Genomic DNA, 14,040 nt, shown 5'->3' with positions numbered 1-14,040 from the left:
GGCGCTGAGCCGCGACCAGGCCGTCCAGGCGCCGAACCGCGCTCAGGCGCCGAGGGCGGTCAGCTCACCTCGGTAGGTGTCGACCGGCCCCAGGTCGGGCAGCACCAGGGTCACCGTGCCAGCGCGGTCGACCAGCAGGGCGGTCGCGACGCCGGGGCGGGCCGGTTGGCCCAGGAACGAGCGCAGCCCTCCGGCGGGGTCGGCCAGCGCCCGGACCTGCGGTCGGTTGGTCGGTGGGGCTGGCGCCGTCCGGCCGCCGCTGATGGTCACCACGGTGACCCCGGCGGGCGCAGCCGTCAGGGCGTCGGCTACGCGGTCCGGGCAGGGACAGCCGTCCAACAGGATGATCATGGCGGGCAGCAGGCCGCGCAGTGGCACCGGTGCCTGGCCGGCGTCGACCAGGTCCAGCGCGGGCAGGGCCGCCCCGGCGAGGGTCGCGGGTGGCGAGTAGGGCGCCGGGGTCGGACGGTCGCTGCGGCTGGCGCGTGGCCAGGTGACCGCGACCAGGCCGGTCAGCGTGGTGAGGACCGCCACCAGCAGGACCAGCAGCGGTAGGCCCAGAGCGCGGCTGCGGGGTCGGCCGTCGGCCCTGCGCAGTTCACGGCGGATCTGGGCGGCCTCGGCGGCGAGCGCGGAGGCGTCGTCGGGAACCACGACCCGGCCCCACTCGGGCGGCAGGCCGGGCAGGCCGTCGGTCGGCCCGTGGCCCTCTGCGTCCGGCTTGCCCATCGGACCTCCTGGAAGCGTCTCGAGAGCGGAGTGCGGCTCGGTCTCCAGGGTCGCGCACCAGGGGCTCCTCCCGCTACACCTGGGCGCAGTCCCGCTGGCCGGGCTACCATGGGAGGAGCGCGTAGCCCTTGATCTCGACGTTCCGTTCACCCGTACCGGGCAGTCATTCGTTCGTTACGGAGCGTGTTCGAACCATTGGTTTGACCGCCTGTCAAGCTGAAGCAACACCTCTCACAGGGCCCCTGAGCTGCGCCAATGGTCAGGACATCGGAGAGACATCAGTGCCTGACCGTGTTACCCTAGACACAGCGAAAGGGGTTTCGAACCTATGGTTTTCAGTGTCGGCGAGACCGTTGTTTACCCCCACCACGGGGCCGCACTCATCGAGGCAATCGAGACTCGGATCATCAAGGGCGAGCCTAAGAAATACCTCGTCCTGAGGGTCGCGCAGGGTGACCTGACGGTCCGGGTGCCCGCCGAGAATGCCGAGATCGTGGGTGTGCGCGAGGTGGTCGGCGAAGAAGGCCTGGGCAAGGTCTTCGACGTTCTCCGGGCTCCGCACACCGAGGAGCCGACCAACTGGTCGCGGCGTTACAAGGCCAACCTGGAAAAGCTGGCCTCCGGCAACCCGCTGAAGGTCGCCGAGGTCGTTCGCGACCTGTGGCGCCGGGAGCGGGAGCGGGGCCTTTCCGCTGGTGAGAAGCGGATGCTGGCCAAGGCCCGCGACATTCTCGTCGGTGAGGTCGCGCTGGCTGAGAAGAGCACCAAGGACGAGGCGGAGACGCTGCTCGACAAGGTCCTCACCGAGGCCTAGTCCGCACAGCATCGTCGTACCCACTTCGTAGCAAAGAAACCACCGAGGACCGTGACGTGACCGCGCAGCTCAATCCGCGCGGTGACGTCGCGGTCCTCGTGCCTGCGGCGGGTGCCGGCGTACGCCTCGGCCCCGGCCGACCCAAGGCGCTGCGCCTGCTCGGCGGCGAGCCGCTCCTCGTGCACGCCGTGCGACGGCTGGCCGCCGCACCGTCGGTGCACACGATCGTGGTGGCCGCGCCGGTCGCCGAGGTGGCGGCCGTCCGTGAGCTGCTGGCCCCGGTCGCGCCGGTGATCGTGGTGGCTGGCGGCGCGGAGCGACAGGCGTCGGTGGCTGCCGCGCTGGCCGCGGTGCCCGCTGGCCCGACGATCATCCTGGTGCACGACGCCGCCCGCGCGCTCACGCCGCCCGAGCTGGTCGAATCCGTCGCCGCGGCAGTCCGTGACGGGCGCGACGCGGTGATCCCGGTCCTGCCGGTCGTCGACACGATCAAGGAGGTCGGCGCCGGCGACGTGGTGCTCGGCACCGTCGACCGTTCCGCCCTGCGCGCGGTGCAGACCCCGCAGGGTTTCCGCCGGGCGGTGCTCAGCGCCGCGCACGCCGCAGCCGGTGACTCCCTCACTGACGACGCCGGTCTCGTCGAGAAGCAGGGCGTCACGGTGAGCTGCGTGCCGGGCTCGGAGTACGCACTGAAAATCACCCGACCGTTCGACCTGGCTCTGGCGGAGCATCTGCTTGCCGCCGGCGGTTGACGCGTACGCTCTGCTCATGATCGTTCCCCGGGTGGCCATCGGCACCGACGTGCACGCGTTCGAGCCGGGTCGGCCCTGCTGGGTGGCCGGGCTGCTCTGGCCCGACCAGGACGGCCTCGCCGGGCACTCGGACGCCGACGTGGTCGCGCACGCCGCCTGCAACGCGCTGCTCTCCGCCGCCGGCCTCGGTGATCTCGGCGCCGTCTTCGGGGTGGGTGAACCGGAGTGGGCCGGCGCGTCCGGTGTGGCGCTGCTGACCGAGACGGCCCGCCGGGTGCGGGCCGCCGGCCTGGAGATCGGCAACGTGTCCGTGCAGGTCATCGGCAACCGTCCCAAGATCGGCAAGCGTCGTGCGGAGGCGCAGGAGGTGCTCTCCTCCGCCGTCGGCGCCCCGGTCACGCTGTCCGCCGCGACCACCGACGGGCTCGGTTTCACCGGCCGCGAGGAAGGGCTCACCGGCATCGCGGTGGCTCTGGTGTACGACGCGCCGGCCGCCTAAGCTCGCCGCGATGTCCAGCGACCCCGCTCCCGACCAGTCCGCCGCCGACGGCTACGTCCAGCGCGCCCAACTCCTCGCCGAGCTCGGCCGCCACGACGAAGCGGCCGGCGAGCTGACCTACGGGCTGGCCCTCCAGCCGGACGACGTGGATGCCCTCACCCTGCTGGCCCGGGTGCACCTGGCCGCCGACCGTCCGGCCGAGGCGCTCACCGCCGCGGACACGGCCGTGGCCACCGCACCGGAGGCCCTCCCGCCGCTGGTCGCCCGGGGCATGGCCCTGGCCGACCTGGAGCGCTACGCCGAGTCGGCTGCCACCGCAGACCGGATCCTCGCCCTCGGCCCGGCCGACGCGTACGCCCAGCGCAGCGCGGCGGCGATCCTGGCCGGCGCCCGCAACGGCCAGCCGGCGCTGAACGCGGCCTGGCGCGGGGTCGAACTGGCCCCGGAGGAGCCGCAGGCCCATCTGGTGCTCAGCCTGGTCGCCGCCCGACTGGACCTGTTCGACCTGGCCGAGCGGGCCTACCGGGAGGCGTTGCGGCTCGACCCGCGCCTCGCCGAGGCCGGGCACGACGTCGGTGTCATGCGTCTGGAGCAGCGCCGCTGGTCGGAGGCGTTGGCGCACGTGGCGGACGCGGTGTCCATCAGCCCGAGCCGAGTCGACTCGCCGCGAACCCTCGCGTCCGGCCTGCACCGCCTCGTGCTCTACGGGGCGGGCTGGTCCCTGGTGGCGGCGGTGCTGGTCGCGGTCGCGGCGTCGGCGAGCGACGGGTTCTCCCGCATGCTGGCGGTGCTCGCCGCGCTCACCGGTGGGATCGTCGTCTGGCAGCTCGCGGCCCGGTTGCCCGGGCTGGCCCGGACCGTCCTGCCCGCCATGCTGCACTCGGACCGCGCGATGGCCCTGGCGGTCTACGCCGTGGCCGCCGCGCCGATGCTGCTGCTGGTGTACGCGGTGATCGGCTCGCCATGGCCGCTGGTGCTGGCCATCGCCGCCACGGCGATCGCCGAGTTCGCCGTCTTCACCAGAACCGCGATCCGCTAGCCGCGCCGCGCCCAGGTCCAGGCGTATCCCTCGTCCTCGCAGCCGGTGGCGGCGTCGCAGAGATCCAGGGGGCGGAACGTGTCGACCATGACGGCCAACTCGTCGAAGTAGTCCGCACCGATGGAACGCTCGGCGGCACCCGGCTGGGGGCCGTGGGTGAACCCGGACGGGTGCAGGGAGATCGAGCCCTGCTCGATGCCGGAGCCGCGCCGGGCCTCGTAGTTGCCGCCGGTGTAGAAGAGCATCTCGTCGGAGTCGACGTTGTGGTGGTTGTACGGCACCGGGATCGCGTCCGGGTGGTAGTCGACCTTGCGGGGCACGAACGAGCAGATGACGAAGTTCGGGCCCTGGAAGGTCTGGTGCACCGGCGGGGGTTGGTGGATGCGCCCGGTGATCGGCTCGAAGTCGTGGATGGAGAACGCCCACGGGTAGAGGTGCCCGTCCCAGCCGACCACGTCGAACGGGTGGTTCGCGTAGACGTAGCGGGTCCAACCACGCCGGTGGCGGACCAGCACCTCGACCTCCTCACCATCGACGAGCAGCGGCGAGTCGGGACCGCGGACGTCGCGCTCGCAGTACGGCGAGTGCTCCAGGAACTGGCCGCGCACGGAGAGGTAGCGCTTGGGTGGGCCGATGTGCCCGGACGCCTCGACGGTGAGCAGGCGGACGGGCTGCTCACCGGTGGGCACCAGCCGGTGGATGGTCGAGGTGGGGATGATGACGTAGTCGCCGGCCACGGCGTCCAGCACCCCGAACGGGGACTCGACCCGCAGGCTGCCCGACTCGACGTAGAGGCAGTGGTCGCCGGTGGCGTCGCGGAACAGCGGTGAGGGCCGGTCGGCGAGCACGTAGCCGATCCGTACGTCGTCGTTGGCGAGCAGGTACTGCCGGCCGAGGACGGGGTCGGAGCCGCCGGTGTCCAGCTTGTGGGTGCGCAGGTGGCGGGGCTTGAGCGGCAGGTTCGGTGCCCGGGTGAACGCGGGCGGGGTGAACTCGTCGGCGGCCAGGATCGCCGTGGGCGCGTGCCGGTGGTAGAGCAGGGACGAGTCGGAGGAGAAGCCCTCCTGGCCCATCAGCTCCTCGGCGTAGAGGGTGCCGTCGGGCTGGCGGAACTGGGTGTGGCGCTTGCGCGGCACGTCGCCGACGCTGCGGTAATACGGCATCTCGCCTCCCGATATGTTCCGTTCACCGATCAATGGCGTCCGATAATCGGACGCTGTTGTCCGTTCCTCGTAGCGTCCCGTACATTCTTGTTCCGTGTCAACGCAGGTGCCCGCACTCCTCGACGGCCTGGTGGACGACGCCGCCGTCTTCCCTCCGGGCAGCGCCACGCTGCCTGACGCGCTGACCTCCCACCGCCGGCACCGCGCAGCCTGGTACGCCAACCTGGTCGGCCCGCTGCTGATCCCCGCCTCAACCGTCTCGGCAGGCGAGCTGAGTGGTCCGGTCGACCCGGGTGAGGGCCTGGTGATCGGGCTGATCGGTGACACCGGGATCGGGAACCTGCCGTTCGCGCTCTCGTTTCTCGCCCCGGACGGCGTCACCGCCCGCCAGGTCGAGGTGGCGGTGGCCAAGCGCGGCGAGGACCCGCTGCCCGGCATCGCCGAGCTGCTGCGGCTGACCGATGCACTGCCGGACGTCGAGGCCGTCTACGCCGAGCTGCCGCTGACCTTCGGGCTGATGGGCGCGCTGGACGCACTCGCCGCGGCCCGGAACGCCGGGGTGCCCATCGCGGCCAAGTTCCGCACCGGTGGCCTGGCCGCCGAACTCTTTCCCACGCCAGCCGAGCTGGCCGCCGTGATCTGCGCCTGCCGCGACCGGGGCCTGCCGTTCAAGCTCACCGCCGGGCTGCACCAGGCGGTCCGGCACCTGGACCCGGAGACCGGGTTCACCCACCACGGCTACGCCAACGTGCTGGCCGCCACCCTGGCAGCCGCCGACGGTGACGGCGTGGGGGCGGTCGCCGAGCTGCTGACGCTGGTCGACCCGCGCCCACTGGTGGAGCGGGCGACGGCGCGACTGGACGTACCGCGCCCACTGTGGGTGGGCTTCGGCTCGTGCAGCATCCTGGAACCACTGACCGATCTGATCCGGCTGGGGCTGGTGAACGGGGGCTACGACGTATGACCTGGGTGACCGGCGCTGACGGATCGCCGTACGGGGTGACGAACCTGCCGTACGGGGTGTTCCGGTCCGACGAGGGCCAGCCGCGGATCGGCGTTCGGATCGGGTCCTGGGTGTTCGACCTGGCCGCCGCGGAGGCAGCCGACCTGGTGCTGGCCGCCGGTGCGCTGCGCCGGCCCACCCTCAACGACTTCATGGCGCTGGGCCGTCCGCAGTGGACGGCAGTGCGGCAGCGCATCACCGAGCTGCTGACCGACCCGGCTCACCGACCCACGGTGGAGCCGCTGCTGGTGCCCCTCGACGACGTGGAGATGCTGCTCCCGATCGAGGTGGCCGACTACGTCGACTTCTACTCGTCCGAGCACCACGCGTCGAACGTCGGGCAGATCTTCCGGCCCGGCCAGCCGCCGCTGCTGCCGAACTGGAAGCACCTGCCGATCGGCTACCACGGGCGGGCCGGCACCGTCGTCGTCTCCGGCACGCCGGTGATTCGACCGACCGGGCAGCGCGCCTCCGCCGAGGGCCCGGTGACGGGCCCGTCCGTACGCCTCGACATCGAGGCCGAGGTCGGCTTCGTGGTGGGCGTGCCCAGCCCATTGGGCCGTCGGGTGTCGGTCGACGACTTCGCCGACCACGTCTTCGGGGTGGTGCTGGTCAACGACTGGTCGGCCCGTGACATCCAGGCGTGGGAGTACCAGCCGCTCGGGCCGTTCCTCGGCAAGTCGTTCGCCACCTCGGTCTCGGCCTGGGTGACGCCGCTGGACGCGCTCGGCGACGCGTTCGTGCCCGCCCCCGACCAGGACCCGCCGGTGGTCGACTACCTGCGGGACGTGCCGCACCTGGGCCTGGACCTCCGACTGGCAGTCGAGTGGAACGGCGAGCAGGTCAGTGAGCCGCCGTTCGCCACCATGTACTGGACTCCGGCTCAGCAGTTGGCGCACCTCACCGTCAACGGCGCGTCACTGCGCACCGGCGACCTGTACGCCTCCGGCACCGTCTCCGGCCCGGACCGATCGCAGGTCGGCTCGTTCCTGGAATTGACCTGGGGCGGGGCGGAGCCGGTCAAGGTGGGCGACGAGAGCCGTACCTTCCTCGCCGACGGCGACACGGTGACCATCACCGCCACCGCGCCCGGTCCGGACGGCACCACCATCGCCCTTGGCGAGGTCAGCGGCACCATCCGTCCAGCCAACTGAGCGGTCGTATTCCATCCGTCTCGTGCACGGGACCGGTCATCGCACAGCTCGTGCGATAACCGGTCCCGGTTGACCCGTTGATCGTCCGGATCCCGTTGCCTTGCCGCGCGATCCGGGCCGGGCTCCGCCCGGCTCTCAGCGGTGGGGCATCCATTGCACACGGAGGTAACGACGATGCACGATCTTACGGGCGCGATCTGGCGTACCAGCAGCCGTTCCAACGACCAGGGGCTCTGCGTGGAGGTCGCGGACAACCTGGTTGACGTCCACGGTCTGGTCGCGGTCCGCGACTCCAAGGACCAGGCCGGCCCCACGCTCGCGGTGAGCCCGCCGGGGTGGACAGCCTTCATCGGCGCGATCCGGGCCGGTCGATTCGAGCACTGACCGGAGCATCGGCACCGGTCGACGACGTCCGGTGCCGAGCAACGGTCCAATCGGACAGCGTGGCCTCCGGGTGGGTGGAAATTCCGTCCCGGGGGCCCCGTCCGGCCCTCACTCCGCGTACCGTCGGGGACACGGGAGGGTGGCATGTCGACGGTGGCGGTTACCGGGTTCATCGAGGCGCACGCTGTCGATGTCTGGCGTCTGCTGACCGACCTGCCCGGCCGTGCGGCCCGGCTGACCGCGGCCGGCCCGATCGAGGTGCTCACCCCGGGGCCGTTCGGCCCGGGCACCGCCTGGCGCGAGGAGCGCGCCCAGCCGGGCGGCGGCACGCTGAGCGAGGAGTTCCTGGTGGTGGAGGCAGTGGCTCCCCACCGGATGGTGCTCTGTTCCTCCGGTGCCGGCGTGGATTACCGCATCACCTGGAGCCTGCGTCCGGTCCGACGTCGCCGCCGGGGTTGCACGGCGATCACCGTCACCCAGGAGGCGGCGCCGACCGACCCGTACGGTCGCGTGGTGGCGCTGCTGCTCGGCGGCCTCGCCGCGCGGGCGGTCGAGGTGGCGCTGCGACGTGATCTCGCCGACCTGACCGTCGCGGCCGGCGTCCTCGGCTCGGTCGAAGCCGCCTGAGCGCCGAAGAATCAGATCCGCCCTCTGCGCGACCGTCGTCGCCGTGACCTGAGCGGGGTGCGGCCGGTTCCGCTGGGTAGGGTGCCGGTCGGAGGTGCGGCATGGGGTTCCCGAGGGGTCGGCGACGGCTCGTGATGGCGGTCGCGGCGCTGCTCGCGATCGCAGCTGTCGCGGTCATCGTCCACCGGGTGCTCGCACCGGCGGAGGTGAGCACGCCGGCGCGGGGGGACTACCCGGCCCCGGCCCGACCGGCCGCCGGAGTGATCGGTCGGCTGCCGGTCGCCCCGTTGATCGTGGACGGGAGACTGCGGGTGTACGCCGCACACCGCCAGGTCTACGCCGACCGGCCGGTCGACGGGCGGTACCGGACCAGCCCGTACTGGTCGTACCGGCGCTGGCCCGCCGAGCTGACCGGGATCGTCGCCAGCGGCAGCACGGTGGTCAGCCGTTGGTCCGACGGCCAACTCGTCGCCCTCGACGCGCGGACCGGCGGGGTGCTCTGGAAGGCCGACGGGCCGAAGCCAGCCGCAAGCACGGCGGTGGTGCGACGTACCTGGGCGGCCCCGGTGTGGGACCCGCGCGGGCTCCAGCTCGCCGACCTCCCGGGCGGTCGAACGGTGCTGCTGGTCAGCGGGGACGCCCAGGCGCGCGGGGTCGAGTTGAGCGATGGTCGGGAGCTGTGGCGGGTCGACCTGCCGGGCAGGTGCCGCAGCGACGTCGGCACCAGCTCCTCCGGACAGCTGATCGGCCTGGACACCTGCGCCGGGCCGGCCACTGTCGAGTTCCGGGACGCCGCGACCGGCGTGGTGCGCGAGCGCTGGCGACCGCCGGGTGGCCCGGACGAGTTGGTGGTGACTCCGCTCGGGTGCCGTACCGGCCAGTCGGACTGCCTGGCCCTGCGGACCTCCGGTCCGGGCGACGAGGGCGGCCGGGGTTGGTTGCTGGGTGCCGGTGTGCCGGTCGCCGCCCCGGCGCTGGATCCGGCCGGCGGGGTGCTGGTCGGTGACCAGGCAGTTGTCGTGCTCGACGGGGTCGCGGTGGGCCGGTCGGCGGCCACCGGCACCGAGCTGTGGCGGTCCGAGGGCCTGGGTGGGGCCCGGGTGCTGGCCGCACAGCCTGGCCGGGTGCACCTGCTGACCGAGGCGAACGACCTGGTGACGCTCGACCCGGCGACGGGTACGCAGTTGTCCCGGTTCCTGCTCAACGTCGGCTCGGACGGGACCGGCTGGGCCCCCGGGGCGGTGGCGGCGGCGGACGGTTACGTCGCAATCGAACGACTCCGCAAGCCGGTCGACCCGGACGGTGACGACCAGCGCTACTACTACACCGGCGAAGCGGTGATCCTGGCTGCCACCTGATCGTGGCGTCTTCGGCACCTGAACCCTCGACTCGCTCATACCCTTTGTCCATAAAGGGTAGGTTTTTCATGGTTCGGGTTCCCGGGAAAGGGGTCGGCGCATGGGTCGGACAGCAGCCAGCTACCTCGTGGGCGGCGCGCTCGCCGCGACCGCGAGCCTCGTGCTGGCGGTCCCGCCGGTGCTGAGCGCCGACCCCGCATCGGCCCGCGGGATCAGCGCCGCCCGGGCCGAGCCGTCGGCGGACACCGGCGTCACCTTCGAGATCCTGCCGGCATCGCCGACACCCACGCCGACGCAACCCGGGCCACCCACGCCCACGCCGACGCAACCCACGCCGGCACCACCTCAGCCCACGCCCAGCCACGGTGGCCAGCTGCCGGTCACCGGTTCGGGCGGGTCGACGTTGCTGCCCACCGGGCTGGGGGTGACCCTGCTGATCGTCGGCGGGCTCGCCGCCCGCCGCCGCCGGACGGTCTGACGTAACGCCGCCGGCGGCGGGTCTGACGTAACGCCGCCGGCGGCCGGTGGGAGCCTGCTGGCGGCCGATCCGATGCGCGGCCGACGGCGTGGTGTCACCGTCCGGCCGGGATCCGCTCCCGTGGCCTGCCGGTGGGGGGCCGAGGGGGCTGACGGGATCGGCGGGCCAGCACCGCGAGACCGATGACCAACAGCAGGCCCGCGACGGCCGCTCCCACGGCCCAGCCGGACACGATCCGGCTGGCGACGCTGCCCCGTTCTCCGACCTGACCCGCAGCGGGGAACTGGATCTGCGCGGTGACGCTCCGCTTCACCAGCCCGCTCTCCAGGTTCACCTCCGCTTTCCAGGGGCCGTTCGGCAACTCGACCGGGAATCGGGCGATGACCTGCCCGGCGTCACCCGGTGCCAGCGTGACGCCCTGGCCGATCGGGAAGGGGCCGGCCGGCTGCCGGCTGGACCGTCGGTCAGGGAGACCGTGCCGGTCAGATCGAGGGCGCGGCCGCCGGTGTTGCGGACCTGGACGGTCACCGACGGGTCACCCTCCGGGCCACGGGCGGGACGTACCTCACCGATCGAGACGTCGGAGGTCGGTTCGCCGCCGAGCCCGATGTCGAGGTACATCCGGACGCCGACCCGGTGGACCTGTGTCACCTCACCGCTGGCCCGGGGTGCCGAAGCGGTGGACGCCCAGAGCACCCCGTACCTCTCGCCCTTCGAGGCGGCCGGCGGCACCGTGACGGTCGCCCGGACCCGGGCCTCGCCCCACGGCTTTAGTTCGACCGCGCGCTGGTCCAGGGTGACCCAGGAGGTCAGCTCGTTCTCGGCGCGACCCTCGCCGAAGCGGAACGCCGAGGCTTCCAGGGTCGCGGCTGCCGGATACACGTCGACGCGACGGGTCTCGTCGGTGCGGTTGACGATCAGCAGTTGCCGATTGATGGTGGTGCCCGGCGGTAGGTGGTCGACGATGTAGCGCAGCGCCCGAGGATCGGTGCGGCGGTCGGCCGGGGCTTCCAACAGTCGGATCCCGATGGCCCCGTCGTCCGACCCCGCGTCCGGTTCGACCGCGCCGGCCCGGGTCGACAGACCCGGACCGGCGAGGCAGAAAAGAGCGAGCGCGACCGCGATGGTCGACCGCCCCCGGGGGCTACGCCACCGAATGCGTCACCGTGCCGGTGTAGACGCCCGCGATGCTGTCCAGCGGGACGTTGACCACCAGGGTGGGGTTCCAGCTGGCGGTGTTGCCGCCGGTGCCGCCGGCGTGGGTGAACGCGGTGAGCGGGGTGACGCTGGACAGCGGATCGGCGTCGCCGGCGGTGGCCTGTCCCGGAGTGAAGCTGCCGTCGCCGGTGGACGCCGTCAGCGGGCCGGACCAGTAGTTGATCTCCTCCGGAAGGACCGTTTCGGGCGGTGAGCCACCGCCGGTCTGGAAGACCGTCGCCGTCACCGAGGCCACCCAGGACGCGTCGGTGGCGCCCCGGGAGTCGGTGACGGTCACCGTGCCGAGCTGGCCGGTGATGGTGCCGCCGGGGGCGCCATCACCGAGGTCGGCGGCGGCCGGCGCGTCGATGTCGAGGGTGCCGGCGAGCACCTCGAAGGTGGTGGTCGTGGTGTCGGTCGGCGCGGCAGCGGCCGGTGCGGCGAGGAATCCCACCATCGCGGCGGCGGCCGCCCCGGCGAGACAGATCTTGGCAGTACGCACTGTTCGTTACCCCGTTTTCTCGAAGTGAGCCGGCGTGGGTCTTCGATACAACCGGCTACTTCGGAAGATAGGGCCGAAAGTGCGCGAAACGGGACAAACGCCGCTTATGTCACGTATTCGTCACAGATGCCAGGCCGACACTCAGGTCAGCGCCGCCTCGGCGGCGGCCAGGAACGCGTCGTTCTCGGCCGGGGTGCCGATGGTGACCCGGACGCCGTCCCCGGCGAACGGCCGGACGATCACGCCACGCGCCTCGCACGCCTTGCCGAACGCCACCGCGCGGTCGGCCAGCGGGAGCCACACGAAGTTGGCCTGACTCGTCGGCACGTCCGGCACGAACTTGCGCATGGCCTCGGTGACCCGGTCCCGCTCGGCGACGACCAGGGCGCAGCGGCGCTCCATCTCGGCGGCCTGGGCCAGCGCGGCAAGTGCACCGGCCTGGGCCGCCGTGCTGCTGGAGAACGGCGTCGCCACCTTGCGGATGGCGGCGGCCACCACCGGCTGGGCGACCAACCAGCCCATTCGCAGCCCGGCGAGCCCCCATGCCTTCGACAGCGTGCGCAGCACCGCCACGTTGGGCCGGTCCAGGTAGTCGAGCCCGTCCGGCACCTCCGGGTCGGTGACGAACTCCCGGTACGCCTCGTCGATCACCACCAGCACGTCGTCCGGCACCGCGTCGAGGAACCGGTCCAGCTCGGCCCGGCGCAACGCCGTACCCGTTGGGTTGTTCGGGTTGCAGACGAAAATCACCCGGGTCCGGTCGGTCACCGCCGCGGCCATCGCCGCCAGGTCGTGCCCGTGCCCGGCGTCGTTGGGCACCCGCACGCTGGTCGCGCCGCTGGTCGCCACGATGATCGGGTACGCCTCGAACGACCGCCACGAGTAGAGCACCTCGTCGCCGGGCAGGCAGGTGGCCCGCACCAGGTGCTCGGCCAGCGCCACCGAACCGCAGCCGGTGGCGATCCGGTCGGCGTCCACGCCGTACCGCTGGGCCAGCGCGTCACGCAGCGCGACCACGCCCATGTCCGGGTAGCGGTGCGAGGTGGTGATCGCCTCGGTGACCGCCTCCACCACGCCGGGCAGCGGTCCGTAGGGAACCTCGTTGCTGGCCAGCTTGATGGCCTCCGGCAGCCCCAACTCCCGAGCCAGGTCGGCAGGGCTGCGCCCCGGCACGTAGTTGGGCAGCGCGTCCAGGTCGGCGCGGGTCAGCCGCAGCGCCGGCTGGTGACGTCCGGAGTCGGTCATGGGGTGTCTCCCGGGGGCTGGTCGCGGTCGTTCGAGGGGGCGGAAGCGGGGCGGTAGGGGACCTCGACGACCACCGTCTGCGCGCGCTTGTCGTGCAGCGCCTGGCGCAGGGGGTGGTCCCAGAGGGGGGACAGGGCATCGACGAATTGCAGCACCAGGCCGATCCCGGCGCAGTACCAGAGCAGCGTCGGCAGGCCCAGCGTGCTCCACCGGCTCAACGCCCGGCCGAAGCCCAACGGCTGGTCAGCGGCCATCGGCACCGCCCGGATCCGCATCACCCGCTTGCCGACGGTCTGCCCACCGGCGGCCATGGCGGGCACCTCGAACGCCAGCCACAGCGCGGTGGCGATCAGCAGGATCACCACGAGGAGCGACCCTGCCTGCTCGCCAGGAAGGGGCAGGCCCTCGGCGGAGGTGTCGCCCCGCGCGGCGCGCCGGAACAACTCCTGCCAGTACGGCGCCCACTCCTGTGCCCAGCGCCAGACGAACCAGCCGTTGACCACCACGTTCAGTGCGAGGAGGAGCGCGAGGTCGATCAGCCGCGCGGTGAGCCGGCGGCCGTAACCGGCCAGCCTGAGGCCGTGCGGCCGAGGCTCGGGCGGTCGTATCACCCAGCCGGGGTGACCAGCCGGAGGCGTCCAGCCGGGTTGACCGGCCGGAGGCGTCCCGGCGGACTGGTCACCCGGAGGGGCCCAGCCGGGAGGGCCACCCTGCGGTCCCCACCCGGGCGGGCCGGCTTGCGGTCCCCACCCGGGCGGGCCGGCTTGCGGTCCCCAGCCCGGGCCGTGACCCGGCGGCGGGCCGTACCCCGGTTGTGGGCCCTGGTGTGGCGGCCAGCCGGGTGCGACGGGCCCCGGGGAGGTCGGGCCGGAGGTTGGGGGCGTGGGCGGCTCGGGCGGCGTGACCGGCTCGGGCGGCGGTGGGCCGTCCGGCGGGGTGGCGTCGACGGGAATGGGCGCGCCGAGCCAACCCTCGCCGTCCCAGTAACGCCGGGTCTCGGTGTCGGCGGGGTCGACGTACCAGCCGGGTTGCACACTCACGCCGTCGCTCCGCTTCGCCGCGCGACGGCGCGAGGCGCCACGCTACTGAGCCTGCT

At 72.8% G+C, this 14,040-nt stretch carries 17 protein-coding genes; 10 read left to right on the top strand and 7 right to left on the bottom strand.

Going from position 1 to position 14,040, the window contains the following annotated elements:
- Positions 1 to 42: 42 nt before the first annotated feature.
- The gene (locus HNR22_RS17495) at positions 43 to 729 is read right to left on the bottom strand and encodes a hypothetical protein (protein WP_179781262.1); all 687 of its coding nucleotides are present in this window, start codon (positions 727 to 729) and stop codon (positions 43 to 45) included.
- Between the two features lie 328 nt (positions 730 to 1,057).
- Between HNR22_RS17495 and HNR22_RS17490 the strand changes: the two genes are divergently transcribed.
- The 4 genes from HNR22_RS17490 to HNR22_RS17475 are packed head-to-tail and all read left to right on the top strand — an operon-like array spanning position 1,058 to position 3,833.
- A complete protein-coding gene (locus HNR22_RS17490; RefSeq protein WP_088950500.1) occupies positions 1,058 to 1,543 on the top strand; it encodes a CarD family transcriptional regulator in 486 nt (161 codons plus the stop codon).
- Positions 1,544 to 1,599: 56 nt separating this feature from the next.
- Positions 1,600 to 2,295 (top strand): 2-C-methyl-D-erythritol 4-phosphate cytidylyltransferase, encoded by a 696-nt coding sequence (ispD, locus tag HNR22_RS17485; protein ID WP_179781261.1) that lies wholly within the window; start codon positions 1,600 to 1,602, stop codon positions 2,293 to 2,295.
- 16 nt (positions 2,296 to 2,311) lie between these two features.
- Positions 2,312 to 2,794: a 2-C-methyl-D-erythritol 2,4-cyclodiphosphate synthase gene (gene ispF, locus HNR22_RS17480; RefSeq protein WP_088952065.1), complete on the top strand. Its 483-nt coding sequence runs from the start codon at positions 2,312 to 2,314 to the stop codon at positions 2,792 to 2,794.
- Positions 2,795 to 2,804: 10 nt separating this feature from the next.
- Positions 2,805 to 3,833, top strand: a complete 1,029-nt coding sequence (locus HNR22_RS17475; protein WP_179781260.1) for a tetratricopeptide repeat protein — start codon at positions 2,805 to 2,807, stop codon at positions 3,831 to 3,833.
- Here HNR22_RS17475 and HNR22_RS17470 read toward each other — a convergent pair.
- A complete protein-coding gene (locus HNR22_RS17470; protein ID WP_179781259.1) occupies positions 3,830 to 4,996 on the bottom strand; it encodes a homogentisate 1,2-dioxygenase in 1,167 nt (388 codons plus the stop codon). The two genes, HNR22_RS17475 and HNR22_RS17470, sit on opposite strands and share 4 nt — an antisense overlap.
- 94 nt (positions 4,997 to 5,090) lie before the next feature.
- Between HNR22_RS17470 and HNR22_RS17465 the strand changes: the two genes are divergently transcribed.
- The 6 genes from HNR22_RS17465 (at position 5,091) to HNR22_RS17440 (ending at position 10,000) form a co-directional block, all read left to right on the top strand.
- Positions 5,091 to 5,960 carry a hypothetical protein gene (locus HNR22_RS17465; RefSeq protein ID WP_179781258.1) on the top strand — a complete coding sequence of 290 codons (870 nt, stop codon included), beginning with the start codon at positions 5,091 to 5,093 and terminating at the stop codon, positions 5,958 to 5,960.
- The gene (gene fahA, locus HNR22_RS17460) at positions 5,957 to 7,153 is read left to right on the top strand and encodes a fumarylacetoacetase (protein WP_179781257.1); all 1,197 of its coding nucleotides are present in this window, start codon (positions 5,957 to 5,959) and stop codon (positions 7,151 to 7,153) included. Before HNR22_RS17465 ends, fahA begins: the two co-directional genes overlap by 4 nt.
- A gap of 174 nt (positions 7,154 to 7,327) precedes the next feature.
- Positions 7,328 to 7,537: a DUF397 domain-containing protein gene (locus HNR22_RS17455; protein WP_088950494.1), complete on the top strand. Its 210-nt coding sequence runs from the start codon at positions 7,328 to 7,330 to the stop codon at positions 7,535 to 7,537.
- A gap of 144 nt (positions 7,538 to 7,681) precedes the next feature.
- Positions 7,682 to 8,164 carry an SRPBCC family protein gene (locus tag HNR22_RS17450; RefSeq protein ID WP_179781256.1) on the top strand — a complete coding sequence of 161 codons (483 nt, stop codon included), beginning with the start codon at positions 7,682 to 7,684 and terminating at the stop codon, positions 8,162 to 8,164.
- 101 nt (positions 8,165 to 8,265) lie between these two features.
- A complete protein-coding gene (locus HNR22_RS17445; protein WP_179781255.1) occupies positions 8,266 to 9,522 on the top strand; it encodes an outer membrane protein assembly factor BamB family protein in 1,257 nt (418 codons plus the stop codon).
- Positions 9,523 to 9,622: 100 nt separating this feature from the next.
- Positions 9,623 to 10,000: an LPXTG cell wall anchor domain-containing protein gene (locus tag HNR22_RS17440; protein ID WP_179781254.1), complete on the top strand. Its 378-nt coding sequence runs from the start codon at positions 9,623 to 9,625 to the stop codon at positions 9,998 to 10,000.
- Positions 10,001 to 10,094: 94 nt separating this feature from the next.
- Here HNR22_RS17440 and HNR22_RS17435 read toward each other — a convergent pair whose 3' ends face one another.
- From HNR22_RS17435 to HNR22_RS17415, 5 genes are all read right to left on the bottom strand, one after another.
- On the bottom strand, positions 10,095 to 10,334 hold the full coding sequence (locus tag HNR22_RS17435) for a hypothetical protein (protein ID WP_179781253.1): 240 nt from the start codon (positions 10,332 to 10,334) through the stop codon (positions 10,095 to 10,097).
- A complete protein-coding gene (locus HNR22_RS17430; RefSeq protein ID WP_179781252.1) occupies positions 10,331 to 11,014 on the bottom strand; it encodes a hypothetical protein in 684 nt (227 codons plus the stop codon). The genes HNR22_RS17435 and HNR22_RS17430 overlap by 4 nt, the downstream gene beginning before the upstream one ends.
- 130 nt (positions 11,015 to 11,144) lie before the next feature.
- Positions 11,145 to 11,699, bottom strand: coding sequence for a hypothetical protein (locus tag HNR22_RS17425; RefSeq protein ID WP_343059855.1), 555 nt, complete (start codon positions 11,697 to 11,699; stop codon positions 11,145 to 11,147).
- A gap of 141 nt (positions 11,700 to 11,840) precedes the next feature.
- A complete protein-coding gene (gene hisC, locus HNR22_RS17420; RefSeq protein WP_179781251.1) occupies positions 11,841 to 12,944 on the bottom strand; it encodes a histidinol-phosphate transaminase in 1,104 nt (367 codons plus the stop codon).
- The gene (locus HNR22_RS17415; protein ID WP_179781250.1) at positions 12,941 to 13,984 is read right to left on the bottom strand and encodes an RDD family protein; all 1,044 of its coding nucleotides are present in this window, start codon (positions 13,982 to 13,984) and stop codon (positions 12,941 to 12,943) included. The genes hisC and HNR22_RS17415 overlap by 4 nt, the downstream gene beginning before the upstream one ends.
- Positions 13,985 to 14,040: the final 56 nt, after the last annotated feature.

The sequence above is a fragment of the Micromonospora jinlongensis genome, assembly GCF_013410645.1.
In the GTDB taxonomy this organism is placed as follows: domain Bacteria; phylum Actinomycetota; class Actinomycetes; order Mycobacteriales; family Micromonosporaceae; genus Micromonospora; species Micromonospora zamorensis.
Note: the sequence above shows the minus strand (reverse complement) of the source record. Positions and strands in the feature narration are given on the sequence as shown.

What these genes read in the sequence shown, in the direction of transcription:
- HNR22_RS17495 (WP_179781262.1), bottom strand. Translation starts at nt 729, where the DNA reads ATGGGCAAGCCGGACGCAGAGGGCCACGGGCCGACCGACGGCCTGCCC.
- HNR22_RS17455 (WP_088950494.1), top strand. Translation starts at nt 7,328, where the DNA reads ATGCACGATCTTACGGGCGCGATCTGGCGTACCAGCAGCCGTTCCAAC.
- HNR22_RS17445 (WP_179781255.1), top strand. Translation starts at nt 8,266, where the DNA reads ATGGGGTTCCCGAGGGGTCGGCGACGGCTCGTGATGGCGGTCGCGGCG.
- fahA (WP_179781257.1), top strand. Translation starts at nt 5,957, where the DNA reads ATGACCTGGGTGACCGGCGCTGACGGATCGCCGTACGGGGTGACGAAC.
- hisC (WP_179781251.1), bottom strand. Translation starts at nt 12,944, where the DNA reads ATGACCGACTCCGGACGTCACCAGCCGGCGCTGCGGCTGACCCGCGCC.
- HNR22_RS17470 (WP_179781259.1), bottom strand. Translation starts at nt 4,996, where the DNA reads ATGCCGTATTACCGCAGCGTCGGCGACGTGCCGCGCAAGCGCCACACC.
- HNR22_RS17475 (WP_179781260.1), top strand. Translation starts at nt 2,805, where the DNA reads ATGTCCAGCGACCCCGCTCCCGACCAGTCCGCCGCCGACGGCTACGTC.
- HNR22_RS17490 (WP_088950500.1), top strand. Translation starts at nt 1,058, where the DNA reads ATGGTTTTCAGTGTCGGCGAGACCGTTGTTTACCCCCACCACGGGGCC.
- ispF (WP_088952065.1), top strand. Translation starts at nt 2,312, where the DNA reads ATGATCGTTCCCCGGGTGGCCATCGGCACCGACGTGCACGCGTTCGAG.
- HNR22_RS17440 (WP_179781254.1), top strand. Translation starts at nt 9,623, where the DNA reads ATGGGTCGGACAGCAGCCAGCTACCTCGTGGGCGGCGCGCTCGCCGCG.
- HNR22_RS17450 (WP_179781256.1), top strand. Translation starts at nt 7,682, where the DNA reads ATGTCGACGGTGGCGGTTACCGGGTTCATCGAGGCGCACGCTGTCGAT.